Source organism: Micromonospora sp. SD12, assembly GCF_052068495.1.
In the GTDB taxonomy this organism is placed as follows: Bacteria; Actinomycetota; Actinomycetes; order Mycobacteriales; family Micromonosporaceae; genus Micromonospora; species Micromonospora echinofusca.
In genome coordinates, this window is the sequence record NZ_JBQHDF010000029.1 from 1 (window position 1) to 16365 (window position 16365).

A 16365-nucleotide genomic window follows, 5' to 3' on the forward strand; every position below is an offset into this window, starting at 1 on the left:
ACCGACCCGGAGTACTCGACGATGGCGTTCCTGAAGGGTCTGAAGCAGGTCGACGGGTGGCAGGACATGCCGCTGACTGAGGCCGCGCAGACGGTGCAGGTGTCGGCGTACCCGGATCACTACGCGCAGTGGGAGCAGATGGCCGCCGACCTGGTGGCCGAGCACTGGAACGGCTGACCCGAGCAGTGTGAACGACTGCCGCTGGCCGGCACCCCACCCGGGGTGCCGGCCAGACGCATGCCCGGCAGCCGGCAGTAGCCGGGAGCCCCGCAGATGCCGGGTGTCGGCGGGTGCCGGGTGCCCGCCAGTGCCGGGGTGCCCGCAGGTGGTGGGCGAGCGGCGGCTCGGTGTCGTGGCCGGGCGTACAGTCGGGCGGTGGAGCGCACCGAGAAGATGCCCGCGGAGACCCGACCACCTGGTGTGGCCACGGCCGATCCCGGCAGCGTCCTGCTGCCGGGGCACGACGTGCCGCTGGGTCGCTACACCACCGTTCGCCGGCTGCTCCCGCAGCGGCAGCGGCGGATGGTCGGGGCCTGGTGCTTCGTGGACCACTTCGGCCCGGACGACGTGGCCGAGCGGCCCGGCATGGAGGTGCCGCCGCACCCGCACACCGGCCTGCAGACCGTGACCTGGCTGCTCGACGGGGAGATCCTGCACCGCGACAGCCTGGGCAACGTCCAGCCCATCCGCCCCGGCCAGCTCAACGTGATGACCTCGGGGCACGGCATCGCCCACTCGGAGCGGTCGCCCGAGCGGCATCCGCCGCTGATGCACGGCGTACAGCTCTGGGTGGCGCTGCCGGACCCGGCCCGCGCCGGGGCCGCCGACTTCGCCCACCACGCCGACCTGCCGCGCTGGCGCGACGGCGAGCTGGACGTGACCCTGCTGGTCGGTGAGCTGGCGGGCGAGCGGTCCCCGGCGCGGACGTACACCCCGCTGCTGGGGGCCCAGCTGGAGCTGCGCGGGCCCGCGCCGGCCATGTTGCCGCTGCGCCCCGACTTCGAGTACGGGCTGCTGGCCATGTCCGGCGCCGCCGAGGTCGACGGGGTGCGCTTCGCCCCCGGGGCGCTGCTCTACCTCGGCACCGGTCGGGAGCGCCTCACCGTGACGGGCGAGCCGGGGAGCCGCCTGCTGCTGCTCGGCGGGGCCCCGTTCGAGGAACCGCTGGTGATGTGGTGGAACTTCGTGGGCCGTTCGCACGAGGAGGTGGCAGCCGCCCGGGAGGACTGGATGGCCGGGCGGCGCTTCGGCGTCGTCGCCGACGATCCCGCCCCGCCGTTGCCCGCACCGGCGTTGCCCACCACCCGGCTCAAGGCGCGCGACCGCAGCGGCGGCCTGCACGGCTGAGTTGGGCAGGCGTGGCCCGGCGCGGCGTGGGTAGTCGCCGGCATGCCGACCACAGCCACCTCCCACGTCGAGGACAGGAAACGTCTGGTGCGCCGGCTCGCCGGCAGCGGGCGCGGCTTCGCCGAGCAGTACGGCTTTCGGGTGATCAACAACCCGTCGAGCCTGTTCCAGGTGCTCTGCCTCGCCGTGCTGCTGGCCCGCCGGGGCGACTTCCGGCGCGCCGTGGACAGCGCGCACGCCCTGCCCGCCGCGGGCTGGGACAGCGCCGCCCGGCTGGCCCGTTCCCTGCACGCCGACCGGGTACGCGTGCTGCGCGACAGCGGCCAACGCGGCGACGTCGACGCGCTCGCCGACACCCTCGGCGACCTGGCGCGGGCCGTCGTCGAGCGCTACCGGGGCGACCTGCGCCGGCTGCGCGCGGTGGCCCACCACGACCCGGCCCGGGAGCGGGAGCTGCTCACCGAGCTGCCCGGGGTCGACGCCACGGTGGTCGACCTCTTCCTGCGCGAGGCCCAGGCGCTGTGGCGGGAGGTGGCGCCGGTGGCCGACCGCAGGGCGCTGGCCGCGGCCCGCCGGCTGGGGCTGGCCGCTCCGCCGACGACCTGGCGAGCCTCGCCGGCAGCGGCGAGTCCGAGCGCCTGGCCTGGCTGGTGGGGGCGCTGGCCCGGGTCGACCTGGAGAAGCGGTACGCGGAGTTGGCTGCCTGACCTGCGGGTGGGCTGGCCCACACTTACTTCGTAATCAGCCGAACGGATGATGTTTCATCGTATGATGGTCGCGGCACTGATGCCCGCCCGGTTCGGGCGTACATCGACCGCCTGGTGGTCGCGGCCCGGTTCGGGCCCGACCGGCCACCGGACAGGTTCTGCGTGGCGCCCCGGTCGCGGTTCGCGACGGGGGCGCCCGCCTGTCCGGCACCCCCGCGTCCCGCCCGGGGTCGACCGGGCCGCCGGCTCACCTCGCCAGGCCCGCCAGCAGGTTCACCGTGACCGCGATGATGAACGCCCCGAACAGGTACGACACCATCGAGTGCCGCAGCGCCGTACGGCGCATCTGGTTGCTGGTCAGCGCCGTGTCGGAGACCTGGAAGGTCGTCCCGACGGTGAACGCCACGTAGGCGAAGTCCGAGTAGCGGGGCGGCTCGGCCTGGTTGAAGTCGATCCCACCGTCCGGCCCCGTGTAGTAGATCCGCGCGTACCGGGCGGCGAAGACGGTGTGCACCACCAGCCAGGACAGCAGCACGCTCAGCACGGCCAGCCCGCCGTGGGCGTTGCGGGCGGGCGTGGCGGGCGCCCCGTGCGTACGGGTCACCACGACGCCGACGGCCAGCAGGCTGGCCAGGCAGGCGGCGAGCAGCAGCGCGTCACGCGCCGCCCGGTTCGGGTCCTCGTACACGGCCACCTGGGCCGTGCGCCGCGCGTCCATCGGCCACAGCTTGTGCCAGACCAGCACCAGCCAGCTCAGCGAGGCGGCGTCCCAGCCGGCCAGCGGCGCCAGCGCCGGCGTGGCGGCCAGCGCGGCGAGCCCGCCGACCGCCAGGCCGACCACGCCCATCACGGTGAGCTGGACGGCGGCCGGCGTGTGCCCGACCGGCCGACGGGCCGTCATCCGGCACCGGCGCGGACCGGCCGCGTCGGCTTCCGTACGCGCGGCGGCGGTGACCAGCCGCGCTCCGGCCCCGGCGAGGGCGCGCTCGGTCGGGTCGGGGACGCGCTCGCCGCGGGCGACCGCCGCGACGAGCCGCTGGCCCGCGACGGCAAGGCTCAGATGCCGCGCAGGTGCTGCGACACGCGCTGGTGCCGCTTGTCCCGGGCCTGCTCCGCCCGTTGGGCGGGGCCGACCTCGGGTGCCGCCTCGATGCCCGCCGAGCGGGCCACCTCGTTGCCGTTGGCGTAGTCGACCGGCGGCAGGGCCCGCAACGCGCGCAGCACGTCCGGCGGGGCGCCTTCCCGTTCGGCCTCGCGTACCACGTCGTCCTTCTCGGCCGGGTAGTCCAGGCTCGACAGGTACTGCAGCACGTCGGCGTAACTCGCCATGGTGTCGGCTCCTCCGGGGCATCGATCGGGTCACGACCGGCGGCGGTTACCCGCCCGGGCGACCGTCACGCGCCGCCCGGCGCGCAAATCCCCGCCGTTTCCCCGCCCCGCCGGCGGGTACGCGCAGGCCCCGACCAGCCCGAAGGAGCCCGGATGAACTACGACACCTTCGTCGACCAGGTCGCCCAGCGCACCCGTACCTCCTCGGAGCAGGCGGTGGCGCTGACCCGGGCGACGCTGGAGACCCTCGCCGAGCGGCTGACCGGCGGGGAGGTGCTGGACCTGGCCGCCCAGTTGCCCAAGCCGTTGCAGCTCGTGTTGAAGCCGAGCCCACGCACCGAGTCGGCGGAGCGGTTCGGCGCGGCCGAGTTCGTCGCCCGCGTCGCCGTGCGGGCCGACGTGACCGAGCCCGCCGCGCGCGACGCCGCCCGGGCGGTCTTCGTGACCCTGCGCGAGGCGATCAGCGGCGGCGAGTTCGACGACGTGGTGGTCCAGCTCCCACGCGACTTTCGGGACATGGTCGAGCCCGCCATGGCGCCGGGCGCCACCCTGCGCCGTTCCTGACCCGCCGGCTGTTCGTCGGCGACACCGTCGCCCACCTGACCACCGAGGAACCACCGGCACGACGCCGACAGGCTCCCGTCGGCGGTCAGGCGACGGCGCCGGCGGCGCGCAGGGCGGCCACCCGCCCCGCGTCGAAGCCCGCCTCGGCCAGCACCTCGTCGGTGTGTTCGCCCGGCTGCGGCGGCGGGCGGCGCAGCGCGGTGGGGGTGCCCGAGAAACGGGGCGCCGGGGCCGGCTGGGTGACCCCGTCCCGCTGGACGAAGGTGCCCCGCGCCGCCAGGTGCGGGTGCTCCGGTGCCTCCCGCCAGTCGAGCACCGGCGCCACGCAGGCGTCCGAGGAGTCCAGCAGCGCCGTCCACTCGTCCCTGGTCCGGGTGCGGAACAGCCGCGCCCACGACCGGCGCAGCGCCGGCCAGTTCGCCGGGTCGGTGCGGTCCAGCGCCTCGTCCGGGGGCAGCGGGAAGCCGGTACGCCGGACGAGCTCGTCGTAGAACCGTGGCTCCAGCGCGCCGACCGCCAGGTACCGGCCGTCGGCGCACTCGTAGGTGTCGTAGAACGGTGCGCCGCCGTCGAGCAGGTTCACCCCGCGCGCGTCCTGCCACATGCCGAGCCGCCGCAGCGCGTGGATCTGGGTGCTGAGCACCGCCACGCCGTCGACGATGGCCGCGTCGACCACCTGTCCCCGCGCGCCGCCGCGCACCGCGTACAGGGCGGAGACCAGGCCGAGGGCGAGCATCATCCCGCCCCCGCCGAAGTCGCCGAGCAGGTTCATCGGCGGCACCGGGCGCTCGCCGGCCCGCCCGATGCCGTGCAGCGCGCCCGTCAGCGCGACGTAGCCGATGTCGTGCCCCGCGTACGGCGCGGCCGGGCCGTCCTGACCCCAGCCGGTCATCCGGCCGTAGACCAGCCGGGGGTTCACCGCGAGGCAGTCCGCCGGGCCGACGCCGAGCCGCTCGGTGACCCCCGGACGGAACCCCTCGATCAGCGCGTCGGCGCCGGCGACCAGGGCCAGCACCACCTCCCGGCCGCCGGGGGACTTCAGGTCCACCCCGACCGAGCGGCGTCCCCGGTTGAGCAGGTCCGGGTGCGCGGTGCCGAACGCCGCCGGGTCCACGTCCGTGGCCCGGTCCACCCGGACCACGTCAGCGCCCAGGTCGGCCAGCATCATCGCGGCGAACGGACCGGGCCCGATGCCGGCCAGCTCGATCACCCGCACGCCGGCCAGCGGGCCGGCCGGGAGGTCCTCCGTCATCGGCACACCATAGGCGAGGCGCGTTTGCCCCGTAAGGGGTCGGGAACCCGCCCGTCGAGACGTGGGAGGTGGCGTGGTCGACGACCGGATCAGGGTGGCCATGCTGCACGGTCCCGGTCGCCCCGACGCCGACGGCGTCAGCGACTACGTGACGCACCTGGTCGAGGCGCTCGACGGCGTCGGCGTCGAGGTGACCCCGGTGCCCGTGCGCCCCGACGGCGACCGGGGACGCTGGCGGGTCGCCACCGGCCGGGCCGCCCGCCGGGTACGGGAGCTGACCCCCGACGTGGTGCACGTGCAGTTCGCCCCGTCGGCGTACCGGTTCTCGGGGCAGGCCGGGCTGCTGCCGTGGCGGCTGCCCCGGCGGGTGCCGCTGGTCACCACCCTGCACGAGTACGGCTGGTGGGCCTGCCCCGGCTGGCTGCCGGGACGGCTCTGGTCGGCGGTGGAGCGGACCCGCTGCTGGGACCGGGAGTCCGGCCGGCTGGTGCCGGCCAGCGCGGCGGTGATCGTCACGAACCCCGGCCACCGGGCCGTGGTGCGCGCCCGTACCGGCCGGGCGGCCACCCACATCCCGATCGCCCCGAACGTCGTCGACCACGTCGGGGCGGCGACGGCGGGGTCCCGCCTGCGGGCGGAGCTGGGCCTGCCCGAGGGTGCGCCGCTGCTGGCCTTCTTCGGCTTCGTGCACCCCGTGAAGGGGCTGCGGTACCTCATCGAGGCCCTGCCCGAGCTGCGGCGCGACCACCCCGACCTGCGGTTGCTGGTGGTCGGCGGGTTCACCTCGCAGGCGCTGCCCGAGCGGGAGGCGCAGGCGTTCCGCGCCGAGCTGACCGGGCTGGCCGACCGCTGCGGGGTGGCCGACGCGGTGACGTTCACCGGGCACCTGCCCGCCGAGCGGGTCTCCGCCGCGCTGCGCGCCGCCGACGTCGCGGTGCTGCCGTTCACCACGGGGGTGAGCACGAAGAGCGGCGCCCTGCTCGCCGCGCTCGCGCACGGCGTACCGACCGCGGTGACGGAGTCCGACGCCGGCGACGACGGCCCGCACCGCAGCGGGGCGGTCGCGGTGATCGGGGCCCGCCGGGACAGCGCCGCGATCGTGCGTACCGTCGGCAGGCTGCTCGCCGACCCGGTGCTGCGCCGCCGGCTCGCCGAGCGCGCGCGGGCCTTCGCCGCCGCGTACTCCTGGCCGAGGGTGGCCGCCGCGCACCGCGACCTCTACGTCCGGACCCTGGGCCGCGCGGATGCCTGAGCGGTACGCGAACATCCTGGTGGTCGACCTGCTCGGCGGGATCGGCGACCTGCTGATGCTGCTGCCGGCGGTGCACGGGCTGGCCCGTCGCAACCCGGGCGCGCGGCTGCGGCTGCTCACCCACGACCCCGGGGCGGAGCTGGTGCGCGCCGACCCGGCGGTCGCCGAGGTGCGCACACCCCCGCACGGCCGGCCGGGCGCCGAGCGGGACGCGGTCGTCGCGGCCCTCGCGGCCACCCGACCCGACCTCGCGGTCAGCACCACTCGCTACGACGGCATCCCCGACCTGCTCGAGGTCGGCGCCGGGCGGGCCGTGACGAACCTGTGGCGCGACCCGCCGCCGCAGCAGCCGGTCGGCGACCGCTACCTGGAGGTCCTCTGCGCCGAAGGGCTGCTCGGCGCGGCCGACCGGAGCGCGCGGCCCCGGGTGTACCTGGCCGGTGCGGCCCGGCGGGCGGGAGAGCGCGCCGTGGCGCGGCTGGTGGGGGAGCCCCTGGCGCCGCCGGTGGTGCTCGTCACCGGTGCCGGAATGGCGGTCAAGCGCTGGCCGCGGGGGCACTGGCGGGGGCTGGCCCGCGCCCTGACCCGGCGCGGGCACCCGGTGCTCACCGTCGGCCCGGTCGATCCCGCCGCGCCGCTCGGGGTGCCGCTTCCCCGGGCCGACCTGCCGACCCTCGCCGGGCAGTTCGCCGCGGTGGGGCGGCGCGGCGGGGTGGTGGTCGGGCCGGACACCGGGCCCGTGCGCCTGGCCGCCGCGGCCGGCGCCGCGACGGTGGCGCTGTTCGGCCCCACCGACGCCCGGCGGTACGGCATGGGCGGCACCGACCTGCAGGGCCTGCCCGGGTGCGCGTACCGGCGTCCCACCGCCATCACCGAGCAGCCCTGCTGGTGGGAGGCGCGCTGCCCGCTCGACGCGGCCGGCCCCGCGTGCATGGCCGACCTCGACGTGGCGGCCGTGCTCGCCGCCGTAACCGCCAGCTGAGCTGGGACGCAAGCCCGCGTCACACGTCGCCGGTGTGATCTGGCGTGCCCCGTTTGCCGAGCCCACGGGCCTGCCCTAACCTTGTCGCGACGAGGGGAGTACTTCCCACGAGCCATCCCGGTCAGTACGGCGTGCCCGGAGCACGCCTCGGGTGGCTGCCCACGAAAAGTGGGTGAAGGAGACCTCGAACATGACAGGGTGTTCGAGGAGGCTCCATGTCCGATTTGCCGTATCTTGCCGCCACCGATCTCCAGTCGGTGGGTACCCCCACGCTGTGGGGCGTCACCATCGCTGCCGTGATCGCCCTGCTCGTGCTGGACTTCCTGGTCACCCGTAAGCCGCACGAGGTGTCGATGCGGGAGGCGCTGGGCTGGTCCGCCTTCTACATCGCCCTGCCGCTGGCCTTCGGCGCCTGGATCTGGTCCCGTTTCGGCTCCAACCAGGGCGTGGAGTACCTCACCGGTTACCTGGTGGAGAAGTCCCTCTCGGTCGACAACCTCTTCGTCTTCATGCTGCTGCTGGCCGCGTTCGCGGTGCCGGCCGAGCTGGCCCAGCGGGCCCTGCTCTACGGCATCACCGGCGCGCTCCTGCTGCGCGCGGTGTTCATCGCCATCGGCGCGGCGGCCCTGCAGACCCTGGACTTCGCCTTCCTGCTCTTCGCGATCATCCTGCTGCTCACGGCGGCGAAGCTGCTGCGCGACGCCGTCACCGGGCACGAGCAGGAAGTCGACATCAGCAAGATGCGTTCGGTGCGGCTGCTGCGCAAGTTCATGCCGGTCACTGAGGACTACCACGGTCCGAGGATGGTCGTGCGGATCGCCGGCCGGCGTACGCTCACCCCGTTCGCCCTCGTGGTGACGGCGCTGCTCGCCACGGACATCGTCTTCGCCGTCGACTCGGTGCCCGCCGTCTACGGCATCACCGAGGACCCGTACCTGGTCTTCGCCACCAACGCGTTCGCCCTGCTGGGGCTGCGCGCGCTCTACTTCGTGCTGCACGCCGCGCTCAGCCGGCTGGTGCACCTCAGCTACGGCCTGGCGATCATCCTGGCGTTCATCGGCGTCAAGCTCGGCCTGCACTGGGCGCACGGCATCTGGCCGGGCGTGCCGGAGATCCCGACCCTCGCCTCCCTGGGCGTCATCATCGGCGTACTGGTGATCGTCACCCTCACCAGCCTGCGGGCCACCAGCAAGGCCGGCGGGGGCGAGAAGGAGATCGTGGTCGAGCGGCGCTGAGGCGTCACCCGTCGCGGTGCGGATCCGTCCGACCGCGCCGTGCCACCCACCCCGGGTGGTACGACTGACGGGTGGGAATCGTGTCACCGGGCTTCCAGGGCCGGCCCCGCTCAGCGGAGCCGGCCCTGCCGCCGGGGCAGTACCTGACGCAGGACTTCCCGGTGCTCTCCGCCGGCCCGACGCCGAGGGTGCCGCTGGAGACGTGGGAGTTCGTCATCTCCACCGAGTCCGGCGCCGAGTTCCGCTGGAGCTGGGACGAGCTGATGGCGCTGCCCCAGGAGACCCCGACGGTCGACATCCACTGCGTGACCCGCTGGTCGAAACGGGACACGGGCTGGCAGGGGGTCTCCCTGGACACGATGCTGGAGGGCGTCGACACCGGCGCCCGGTACGCGCAGGCCCACTCGTACGGCGGCTACACCACGAACCTGCCGCTGGCCGACCTGCGCGGCGGGCGGGCCTGGATCGCGCACCGCTACGACGGCGGACCGCTGCCGGCCGAACACGGCGGCCCGGCCCGGCTGCTCGTGCCGCACCTCTACTTCTGGAAGTCCGCCAAGTGGGTGCGCGGCATCCGCCTCACCACGGAGGACCAGCCCGGATTCTGGGAGACCGCCGGCTACCACGACTACGGGGACCCGTGGCGTGAGCAGCGGTACCAGGGCGATTGACCGCCCCGCTGCGCTGGCGGGTGGCCCGGCTGCGCGAACGCCGGGCGCAGACGCCGACCGCGCACACCCTGGTGCTGGAGGTGCCCGGCTGGCCGGGGCACCTGCCCGGGCAGCACGTCGACGTGCGGCTGACCGCCCCCGACGGCTACCAGGCGGCCCGGTCGTACTCGCTGGCCGGCCCGGCCGAGGTCGACCGGATCGCGCTGACCGTGCAGCGGGTGCCCGACGGCGAGGTGTCGCCGTACCTGATCGACGTCTACGCCGAGGGCGACCCGGTGCAGGTGCGCGGCCCGGTCGGTGGCTGGTTCGTCTGGCATCCGGAGGAGACCGCACCGGTGCTGCTGGTGGCCGGCGGGTCGGGCGTCGTACCGCTGATGGCGATGGTCCGCGCCCGCCGCGCCGCCGGCAGCCGGGTGCCGTTCCGGCTGATCTACTCGGTGCGCACGCCGGCCGACGTGATCTACGCCGACGAGCTGCGCTGCCGGGTCCGCGACGACCCGGGCCTGGACGTCGCCTACGTGTACACCCGCGAAGCCCCGCAGGGCTGGCGGGGCGAGCCGCACCGGATCGGGCTGGCCGACGTCAACAGTCACGGCTGGCCGCCGGAGCTGGAACCCCTCTGCTACGTCTGCGGCCCGACCGGGTTCGTGGAGACGGCGGCGGACCTGCTCGTCGGGCTGGGCCACCAGAGCCGCCGGGTGAAGACCGAACGGTTCGGCCCCACCGGCTGAGCGTCGAGGAGGAACGCCGATGACCGACACGTCGTACCTGGACGGCAACATGCTCGACGGCCCGCTGCGGGAGCTGTTCGCCGTCGACCTGAGCACGGCCGCCGGGCGGTGCGCGCACTGCGGCATGACGGGCCCGCTGGCCCGCCTGCGGGTCTACCCGCACGCGCCCGGCCTCGTCGCCCGCTGCCCGAACTGTGCCGAGGTGATGCTGCGGCTGGTCCGCTCGCCCGAGGACGCCTGGCTGGACCTGCGCGGGGCCACCTTCCTGCGGGTGCCGATGCCGGCCGAGCAGCCGTACCCGGGCCCGCTGTGAGGGCGGGGGAGGGGGACGTGACCCCGACTCTCGGACCGGACGGAGGCGACGTGACGGACGAGGCCCTGCGGGCGCGGTCGGCGCGGGAGGTGTTCGAGGACCACCTGCGGCTGGCCGCCGAGCACCGGTTCGCGGAGGACCTGGCGCGCAACGTGTCGCCGTCGTGCGTGGTCCTGGAACGCCGGGGCGTGTTCCGTGGGCGCGAGGGGGTCCGCGAGCTGGCCCGGTGGCTGGAGGACGAGCTGCCCGGCGCCCGGTACGTGTACACGAACCGGATGGTCGAGGGCCGGATGGCGTTCCTGGAGTGGACGGCCCAGATCGAGGGCGTACGGGTCTGCGACGGGGCGGACTCGTTCCTCATCGAGCAGGGCTGGATCGTCGCCCAGACCATTCACTACACGCTGGAGCCGGTCGACGACGAGGCGGACCGGCCCGCGGGACCGTGAGTGCCGGGTCGCGCGCGCAACGCGCTGGACAACGGCGGCGCCCACCGTGACAGTGGTTCGCCGTGAGATATCTGCGTACGGCGGGGCCGGTCGGCATCCGCCCGCCCCGTCCGGGCGACGAGGCCGAGTTCGTCGCGGCGGCCCGGCGCAGCCGCGACCTGCACCACCCCTGGCTGGCCGCGCCCGACGACCCGGCGCGGTACGCCGCGTACCTGCGTAAGATCCGCCGCCGGGACCATGCCGGATACCTGATCTGCGACCGGGACTCGGGCGCGATCGCCGGCTACGTGAACATCAGCGGGATCCTGATGGGCGCGCTGCGCGGCGGGTACCTCGGCTACGCAGCCTTCCTGCCCTACGAGGGCACCGGGCACGCCTCCGCCGGCATCGGCCTGGTGGTCCGGCACGCCTTCGACGCGCTCGGCCTGCACCGGCTGGAGGCGAACATCCAGCCGGGCAACGAGCCGTCGCGCCGGGTGGCGCGCAAGCTCGGATTCCGGCTGGAGGGCTACTCACCGGACTACCTGTTCGTCGACGGGGCGTGGCGCGACCACGAACGGTGGGCGATCACCGCCCCGGCGCCCGCCGGTACGCAGGCCGGTGGCGGCCCGTCGTGACCGCCACCGACCGCCGGGTCAGCGTCCCGGCCGGCGCGCCTCGGCCCGCTGGACGCCGAGGCGCTCGAACCGTCCCTGCTTCTGCTCGACGCGCCGGCGCTGCCGGGGCGTGAGCTGCCTGCGACCGCTCTGCCGCAGGTAGATCGGCTGTCGCTGGTCGTTCGACATCGGTGTGCTCACGGCGCTGTCCTCCCGTCGCTCGGGTCCGGGACCACCGTGTCGCCGGGGCGGGTGAGTCGAACCCACCCGCCCCGGGTGAGCCGGCCCGGCGCGGCCGCCTCAGACGCGGGAGGTGAAGGTGGCCAGGAACCGGTGCGGGGTGGTCACCCCGGCGTTGTCGAAGCAGAGCACGTCCACCTCCACGTCGAGGCCGGTCGACCAGGGCTGGGTCAGGTGGCAGTAGTTCGACCCGGCGCCCTGCGCCACGACCTGCGCGTGCGTCTGGCTGACCCCGAGCTGCGGGAACTTCGCCAGGTAGCGGCCGGCAGGGGCGATCGCGGCCACCGTGTTGGCGCCGACGCCGAGCACCGAGTTGTCGTTGGTCGGCCCGCCGACCCCGGTGCCCAGGTAGCCGAAGCGCGACGGCGGGGCGAGCGAGCCGATCACCGGCCGCCGACGGTGGTAGGACAGTACGAAGTCGGTGGCCGCCGGCGCGCCCGCCTGGTCGAAGCAGGACACGTTCGCGGCCACGTCGGTCCCGGCGGCGGACCAGTTGTCGATCTTGCAACGGCGCGGCGCCGCGTTCGGCTGCACGGCGGTGACCTGCACGTCGCCGGCCAGCGCGCCGGCGAGCCCGACGCCCGGGAGCTTCACCGCCCACTGGCCGACCCCCAGCGGGCCGAGGCCGTTGGCCGCCCCCGTCGAGTTGTACGACTGGACCAGCGCCCCGCCGGCCTGCTGGACGTACGCGTGGGAGGTGCCCGCCGGCAGCACCCCGCTGCTGGTGGTCCACAGCACGGTGAACGGGGTGTCGTCGCGGTCCCCGCCCGGCTTGTGGCACTGCACGTCGACGATCTGGTCGGCGCCGGCGGAGAACCAGCGGACGACCTCGCAGTAGTGGCCGGTGCGGTTGACCGGGGTCACGTGCGGCACGCCCCGCGCGCCGGCGGCGACCTGCGGGAAGCGCACCTGGAACCGGCCCGGGGCGAGCTTGCCGCCCTGCGCCCAGGCGGCGGGGAAGGCGGTCTTCCAGCTGCCCCACTGCCGGGTGGTGTCGAGCACCGTCCAGGCCGGCACGGTCGGGTCCTTGACGTAGGCGAAGCCCCACCGGTCGGCGGTGGCCGCCGCGGCCGGGCCGGCCGCGGCGAGCGCGCCGGCGGTCAGCACGGCGGTCAGCGCGGCGGCGGCGAGCGAACGGAGTCGCATCTTTCCTCCTGGTGACGAGGGTCGGGTCGGCAAGCAGCGTGCGCCACCGCGGCAGACGTCACTGTCGGCAACCGCACAGCCACCTGTCGCAAGTGCGCCGCTGTCGGCTGCCCGGCCCCGCGTCCGACCCCCGCCGGGCCCACGCCTGGCCTCCGGGCGCCGTGGGCCGCGTGTTGATTCGTCCGTGTCGCCACGTTTGTCCCGCTGCCGGGTGGGAACGGGGCCGCAATGACGAAACCTCGTGTGGTGATCGTGGGGGCCGGTTTCGCCGGTTACCACGCGGCGAAGACGTTGAGCCGGCTGGCCCGGGGCCGGGCCGAGATCGTGGTGCTGAACTCCACCGACTACTTCCTCTACCTGCCGCTGCTGCCCGAGGTGGCCGCCGGTGTGGTGGAGCCCCGGCGGATCTCCGTGCCGTTGACCGGGACGCTCGACGGGGTGCGGGTGCTGATCGGCGAGGCCGACCACGTCGACCTGCAGAACCGCTGGGTCGGCTTCACACAGCCGGAGGGCGACCGCAACCGGATCGCGTACGACCGGCTGGTGCTGGCCGTGGGCAGCGTCAACAAGCTGCTGCCGATCCCCGGCGTCACCGAGTACGCGCACGGCTTCCGCGGCCTGCCCGAGGCCCTCTACCTGCACGACCACGTCGTCCGGCAGATCGAGCTGGCCGAGCAGACCGAGGACCCGGCCGAGCAGCAGGCACGCGCCACCTTCGTGGTCGTCGGCGCCGGCTACACCGGAACCGAGGTGGCCGCGCACGGCCAGCTCTTCACCGACGAACTGGTCTCCCAACGCCCCCGCCTCAAGATCCGCCCGAAGTGGATGCTGCTCGACGTCGCGCCCCGGGTGCTGCCCGAGCTGGACAAGCGGATGTCGGAGACCGCCGACCGGGTGCTGCGCCGCCGGGGCGTGGACGTGCGGATGGGCACCTCGGTCGCCGTGGCCACCGCCGACGGGGTCACGCTCACCGACGGCGACTACGTGCCCACCTGCACCCTGGTCTGGTGCGTCGGCGTGCGCCCCGACCCGTTCGTCGCCGAGCTGGGACTGCGCACCGAGCGGGGCCGCCTCGTCGTCGACGAGTACCTCAACGTCCCCGGCTTCCCCGAGGTGTACGCGTGCGGCGACGCGGCCGCCGTGCCGGACCTGGCCCGGCCCGGGCAGATCTGCGCCATGACGGCGCAGCACGCGCAGCGGCAGGGCAAACTGGCCGCGCACAACATCGCCGCCTCCTACGGGCAGGGGCGGCGCAGGCCGTACAAGCACCACGACCTGGGCTGGGTGGTCGACCTGGGCGGCAAGGACGCCGCGGCGAACCCGCTGAAGGTGTCGCTGTCCGGGCTGCCCGCCAAGGCGGTCACCCGCGGCTACCACCTGCTGGCGATGCCGGGCAACCGCGTCCGGGTGGGCGCGGACTGGATGCTCGACGCCGCCCTGCCGCGCCCGGCCGTGCAGCTCGGCCTGGTGCCGGCCAACGCCGTACCGCTGGAGAGCTCCTCGCCGGAGGTGGCCGTCCGGGCGCGCTGACCCGCACCGGCCGGGATCACCCCGCCAGGCCGTGGCGCTCGTCGCGCCACCGGTTGCGGTGCGGGCAGCGCACGGGCGGGCGGCGGGGCCGTCGCGCACGCCGGGACTGACGTTCCCTGCCGGAGAGGGCGGCAGGGCCGAGGGGCTTCAGCGGGCGGCCAGGGCGGCGGGTTCGGGGGGCTTCAGCGCGCGGCGAGGGCGGCGTCGGTGGCGGGACGGGCGCCCGCGACGAACGCGTCCAGGGCCGCCCCGTGCAGCACCCCGCCGGGCACCGGATCCCGGGCGACCCGGGCGGACAGCCGGGCCACCGGCAGCCGCCCGGGGAGCGCCGCGGCGGCGAGGACCACGTTGCCGTAGCGCCGCCCGCGCAGCATCCGGCGGTCGGCGACCAGGCAGACGTCGGCGAGGACGGCCCGCAGGGTGGCCGCGTGGACCCGGGCGAGGACCAGCGGCGGCAGGTCGGTCACGTTGACCACCAGCACGCCGTCGGGACGCAGCGTCCGGGCCACCTCGGTGACGAACTCGACGCTGCGTACGTGGGCGGGCATCCGCGCCGCCCGGTAGATGTCGGCCAGCACCAGGTCGTAGCCGGCCGAGGGCGCCCGCCCCAGTGCGTCCCGGGCGTCGGCCTCCCGTACGTCGACCCCGGCGGGCAGCGCCGGCAGCTCCCGCGCCACCAGGTCGACCACGGCCGGATCGCGCTCCACGACCAGCTGCGCCGAGCCGGGCCGGGTGGCGGCCACGTAGCGGGGCAGGGTCAGCGCGCCGCCACCGAGGTGCAGCACGTCCAGCGCCCGGCCGGGCGGGGCCGCCAGGTCGACCACGGCGGCCATCCGCCGTACGTACTCGAAGTGCAGGTGGCGGGGGTCGGACACGTCGACGTAGGACTGCTCGACGCCGGCGGCGAGGAGCGTACGCCCGGTGGGGCGCGCCGGGTCGACGACCAGCTCCAGGCGGGGCGCGTCGGAGGGCTCCATCCCGGCAGGCTAGCCGAGCCGGGGCGGGCCGGCGGGTTGGCGTCCGCCGGCCCGCGCCCCGGTCAGCCGGACGCCATGCCGGCGCCCGCCTCGTCGATCGCGTCGTCCACGGCGTGGGCGAGGTCGACGTCCATCGCGGTCACGGCGTCGGCCTGCCGGGACCGTACGGTCAGCACGGCGGTGCCCGGGTCCGGGCGGCCGATCCGCGGGCCGCGACCGGTCTCCTGCCGCAGCCGGTCGATCCGGTCCAGCACCCGGTCCAGGTTGTCCGCCGGCAGCTCCATCGTCCGGGTCAGCGCGTCGCCGTCGCCGGACCAGTACGGCAGCCCGTCGAGCGCCTCGCGCAGCTCCGCCTCGCTCAGCGGTGGCGTCGCACCGACCGCGCCGACCACCCCGCCGCCGACGGACGGCGGCTCCAGCAGGTCACGCAGGCCGTCCGGCACGTGCAGTGACTCGATCAGGTCGCCGTCGTGGTCGGCCAGCGCCGCCACGGTCGCCTCCGCGTGGTAGCGGGCCTGCTCCGGGGTGCGGCCGCTGATGCGGCCCACCTCGGCCAGGAAGCCGGCCAGGTCCTGCCGGCGCCGGATGCCGTCCACCGGTACGACGTCGTGCAGCTTGCTCGGCACGGCCGCCAGCAGCCGCTGGCGCTCCGCCTCGCCGAGGGCGAACGCGAGGACCAGCACGGTCGACTCGACCCCCACCTTGGCGGTGCGGAAGTCGGCCCCGGTACGGCGGACGACGTCGTCGACCAGCGCGTGGTAGCCCAGCGCGGTCCCGTCCGGCGGGCCCGGCCCCCGGTCGGGCAGCGGGCGGGGGGACTCCGGCACGCCCGCCGGTGGCGGGGCCGGCCCACCCCGCGTGCTGTCCGGCTTGTGGCGGCTGCCGGCCGGCGGCGGGCCGGCACGCTTGCCCTGCTCCAGGTGGGTCAACTGCTTGGAGGCGCTCAGGCTGGCGCCGGTTTCGCTGGCCTGCATGCCGCGCTCGCGGGCCTGGCGGGCCAGCGCGCGGCGGCGCTGGTTGTCGCCCTCCATCTGCTTGCGCATGGTG

General features: G+C 75.4%; 18 protein-coding genes and 1 pseudogene. 12 read left to right on the top strand and 7 right to left on the bottom strand.

Annotated features, from left to right (window positions below):
* Window positions 1–375 precede the first annotated feature (375 nt).
* Both ACTMS2_RS28430 and ACTMS2_RS28435 read left to right on the top strand, forming a co-directional pair.
* Window positions 376–1347 carry a pirin family protein gene (locus ACTMS2_RS28430; RefSeq protein WP_441178131.1) on the top strand — a complete coding sequence of 324 codons (972 nt, stop codon included), beginning with the start codon at window positions 376–378 and terminating at the stop codon, window positions 1345–1347.
* A 42-nt stretch (window positions 1348–1389) separates the two neighbouring features.
* Window positions 1390–2054 (top strand): annotated as a pseudogene (locus ACTMS2_RS28435) (hypothetical protein).
* 247 nt (window positions 2055–2301) lie between these two features.
* On the opposite strand, the gene ACTMS2_RS28440 reads toward ACTMS2_RS28435, so the two are convergent.
* Together ACTMS2_RS28440 and ACTMS2_RS28445 are read right to left on the bottom strand one after the other, a co-directional pair.
* A complete protein-coding gene (locus tag ACTMS2_RS28440; RefSeq protein ID WP_441178132.1) occupies window positions 2302–2955 on the bottom strand; it encodes a DUF1345 domain-containing protein in 654 nt (217 codons plus the stop codon).
* Between the two features lie 155 nt (window positions 2956–3110).
* Window positions 3111–3383, bottom strand: coding sequence for a DUF2795 domain-containing protein (locus ACTMS2_RS28445; protein ID WP_441178133.1), 273 nt, complete (start codon window positions 3381–3383; stop codon window positions 3111–3113).
* A 153-nt stretch (window positions 3384–3536) separates the two neighbouring features.
* On the opposite strand from ACTMS2_RS28445, the gene ACTMS2_RS28450 reads away from it, so the two are divergent.
* Window positions 3537–3947, top strand: coding sequence for a DUF2267 domain-containing protein (locus ACTMS2_RS28450; RefSeq protein ID WP_089000707.1), 411 nt, complete (start codon window positions 3537–3539; stop codon window positions 3945–3947).
* A gap of 85 nt (window positions 3948–4032) precedes the next feature.
* Here ACTMS2_RS28450 and ACTMS2_RS28455 read toward each other — a convergent pair whose 3' ends face one another.
* Window positions 4033–5199 (bottom strand): CaiB/BaiF CoA transferase family protein, encoded by a 1167-nt coding sequence (locus ACTMS2_RS28455; protein WP_441178134.1) that lies wholly within the window; start codon window positions 5197–5199, stop codon window positions 4033–4035.
* 73 nt (window positions 5200–5272) lie between these two features.
* On the opposite strand from ACTMS2_RS28455, the gene ACTMS2_RS28460 reads away from it, so the two are divergent.
* From ACTMS2_RS28460 to ACTMS2_RS28495, 8 genes are all read left to right on the top strand, one after another.
* A complete protein-coding gene (locus tag ACTMS2_RS28460) occupies window positions 5273–6451 on the top strand; it encodes a glycosyltransferase (protein WP_441178135.1) in 1179 nt (392 codons plus the stop codon).
* Window positions 6444–7433: a glycosyltransferase family 9 protein gene (locus ACTMS2_RS28465; RefSeq protein WP_441178136.1), complete on the top strand. Its 990-nt coding sequence runs from the start codon at window positions 6444–6446 to the stop codon at window positions 7431–7433. The genes ACTMS2_RS28460 and ACTMS2_RS28465 overlap by 8 nt, the downstream gene beginning before the upstream one ends.
* A 215-nt stretch (window positions 7434–7648) precedes the next feature.
* Window positions 7649–8668 (top strand): TerC/Alx family metal homeostasis membrane protein, encoded by a 1020-nt coding sequence (locus tag ACTMS2_RS28470; protein WP_441178137.1) that lies wholly within the window; start codon window positions 7649–7651, stop codon window positions 8666–8668.
* Between the two features lie 80 nt (window positions 8669–8748).
* Window positions 8749–9339, top strand: coding sequence for a sulfite oxidase-like oxidoreductase (locus ACTMS2_RS28475; RefSeq protein WP_441178162.1), 591 nt, complete (start codon window positions 8749–8751; stop codon window positions 9337–9339).
* The gene (locus ACTMS2_RS28480; protein ID WP_441178138.1) at window positions 9336–10070 is read left to right on the top strand and encodes a ferredoxin reductase; all 735 of its coding nucleotides are present in this window, start codon (window positions 9336–9338) and stop codon (window positions 10068–10070) included. The genes ACTMS2_RS28475 and ACTMS2_RS28480 overlap by 4 nt, the downstream gene beginning before the upstream one ends.
* A gap of 19 nt (window positions 10071–10089) precedes the next feature.
* The gene (locus ACTMS2_RS28485) at window positions 10090–10383 is read left to right on the top strand and encodes a DUF6510 family protein (protein WP_441178139.1); all 294 of its coding nucleotides are present in this window, start codon (window positions 10090–10092) and stop codon (window positions 10381–10383) included.
* A 50-nt stretch (window positions 10384–10433) separates the two neighbouring features.
* Window positions 10434–10829, top strand: coding sequence for a nuclear transport factor 2 family protein (locus ACTMS2_RS28490; protein ID WP_441178140.1), 396 nt, complete (start codon window positions 10434–10436; stop codon window positions 10827–10829).
* A gap of 62 nt (window positions 10830–10891) precedes the next feature.
* The gene (locus ACTMS2_RS28495) at window positions 10892–11446 is read left to right on the top strand and encodes a GNAT family N-acetyltransferase (RefSeq protein WP_441178141.1); all 555 of its coding nucleotides are present in this window, start codon (window positions 10892–10894) and stop codon (window positions 11444–11446) included.
* 18 nt (window positions 11447–11464) lie between these two features.
* On the opposite strand, the gene ACTMS2_RS28500 is transcribed toward ACTMS2_RS28495, so the two are convergent.
* Both ACTMS2_RS28500 and ACTMS2_RS28505 read right to left on the bottom strand, forming a co-directional pair.
* A complete protein-coding gene (locus tag ACTMS2_RS28500; RefSeq protein WP_334609429.1) occupies window positions 11465–11626 on the bottom strand; it encodes a hypothetical protein in 162 nt (53 codons plus the stop codon).
* Between the two features lie 99 nt (window positions 11627–11725).
* Window positions 11726–12811 (bottom strand): hypothetical protein, encoded by a 1086-nt coding sequence (locus ACTMS2_RS28505; protein ID WP_441178142.1) that lies wholly within the window; start codon window positions 12809–12811, stop codon window positions 11726–11728.
* Between the two features lie 228 nt (window positions 12812–13039).
* On the opposite strand from ACTMS2_RS28505, the gene ACTMS2_RS28510 reads away from it, so the two are divergent.
* Window positions 13040–14341, top strand: coding sequence for an NAD(P)/FAD-dependent oxidoreductase (locus ACTMS2_RS28510; RefSeq protein ID WP_441178143.1), 1302 nt, complete (start codon window positions 13040–13042; stop codon window positions 14339–14341).
* Window positions 14342–14523: 182 nt separating this feature from the next.
* Here ACTMS2_RS28510 and ACTMS2_RS28515 read toward each other — a convergent pair whose 3' ends face one another.
* Window positions 14524–15318 carry a spermidine synthase gene (locus ACTMS2_RS28515; protein ID WP_441178144.1) on the bottom strand — a complete coding sequence of 265 codons (795 nt, stop codon included), beginning with the start codon at window positions 15316–15318 and terminating at the stop codon, window positions 14524–14526.
* Between the two features lie 62 nt (window positions 15319–15380).
* Window positions 15381–16361 (bottom strand): DUF2267 domain-containing protein, encoded by a 981-nt coding sequence (locus ACTMS2_RS28520; RefSeq protein ID WP_441178145.1) that lies wholly within the window; start codon window positions 16359–16361, stop codon window positions 15381–15383.
* Window positions 16362–16365 lie beyond the last annotated feature (4 nt).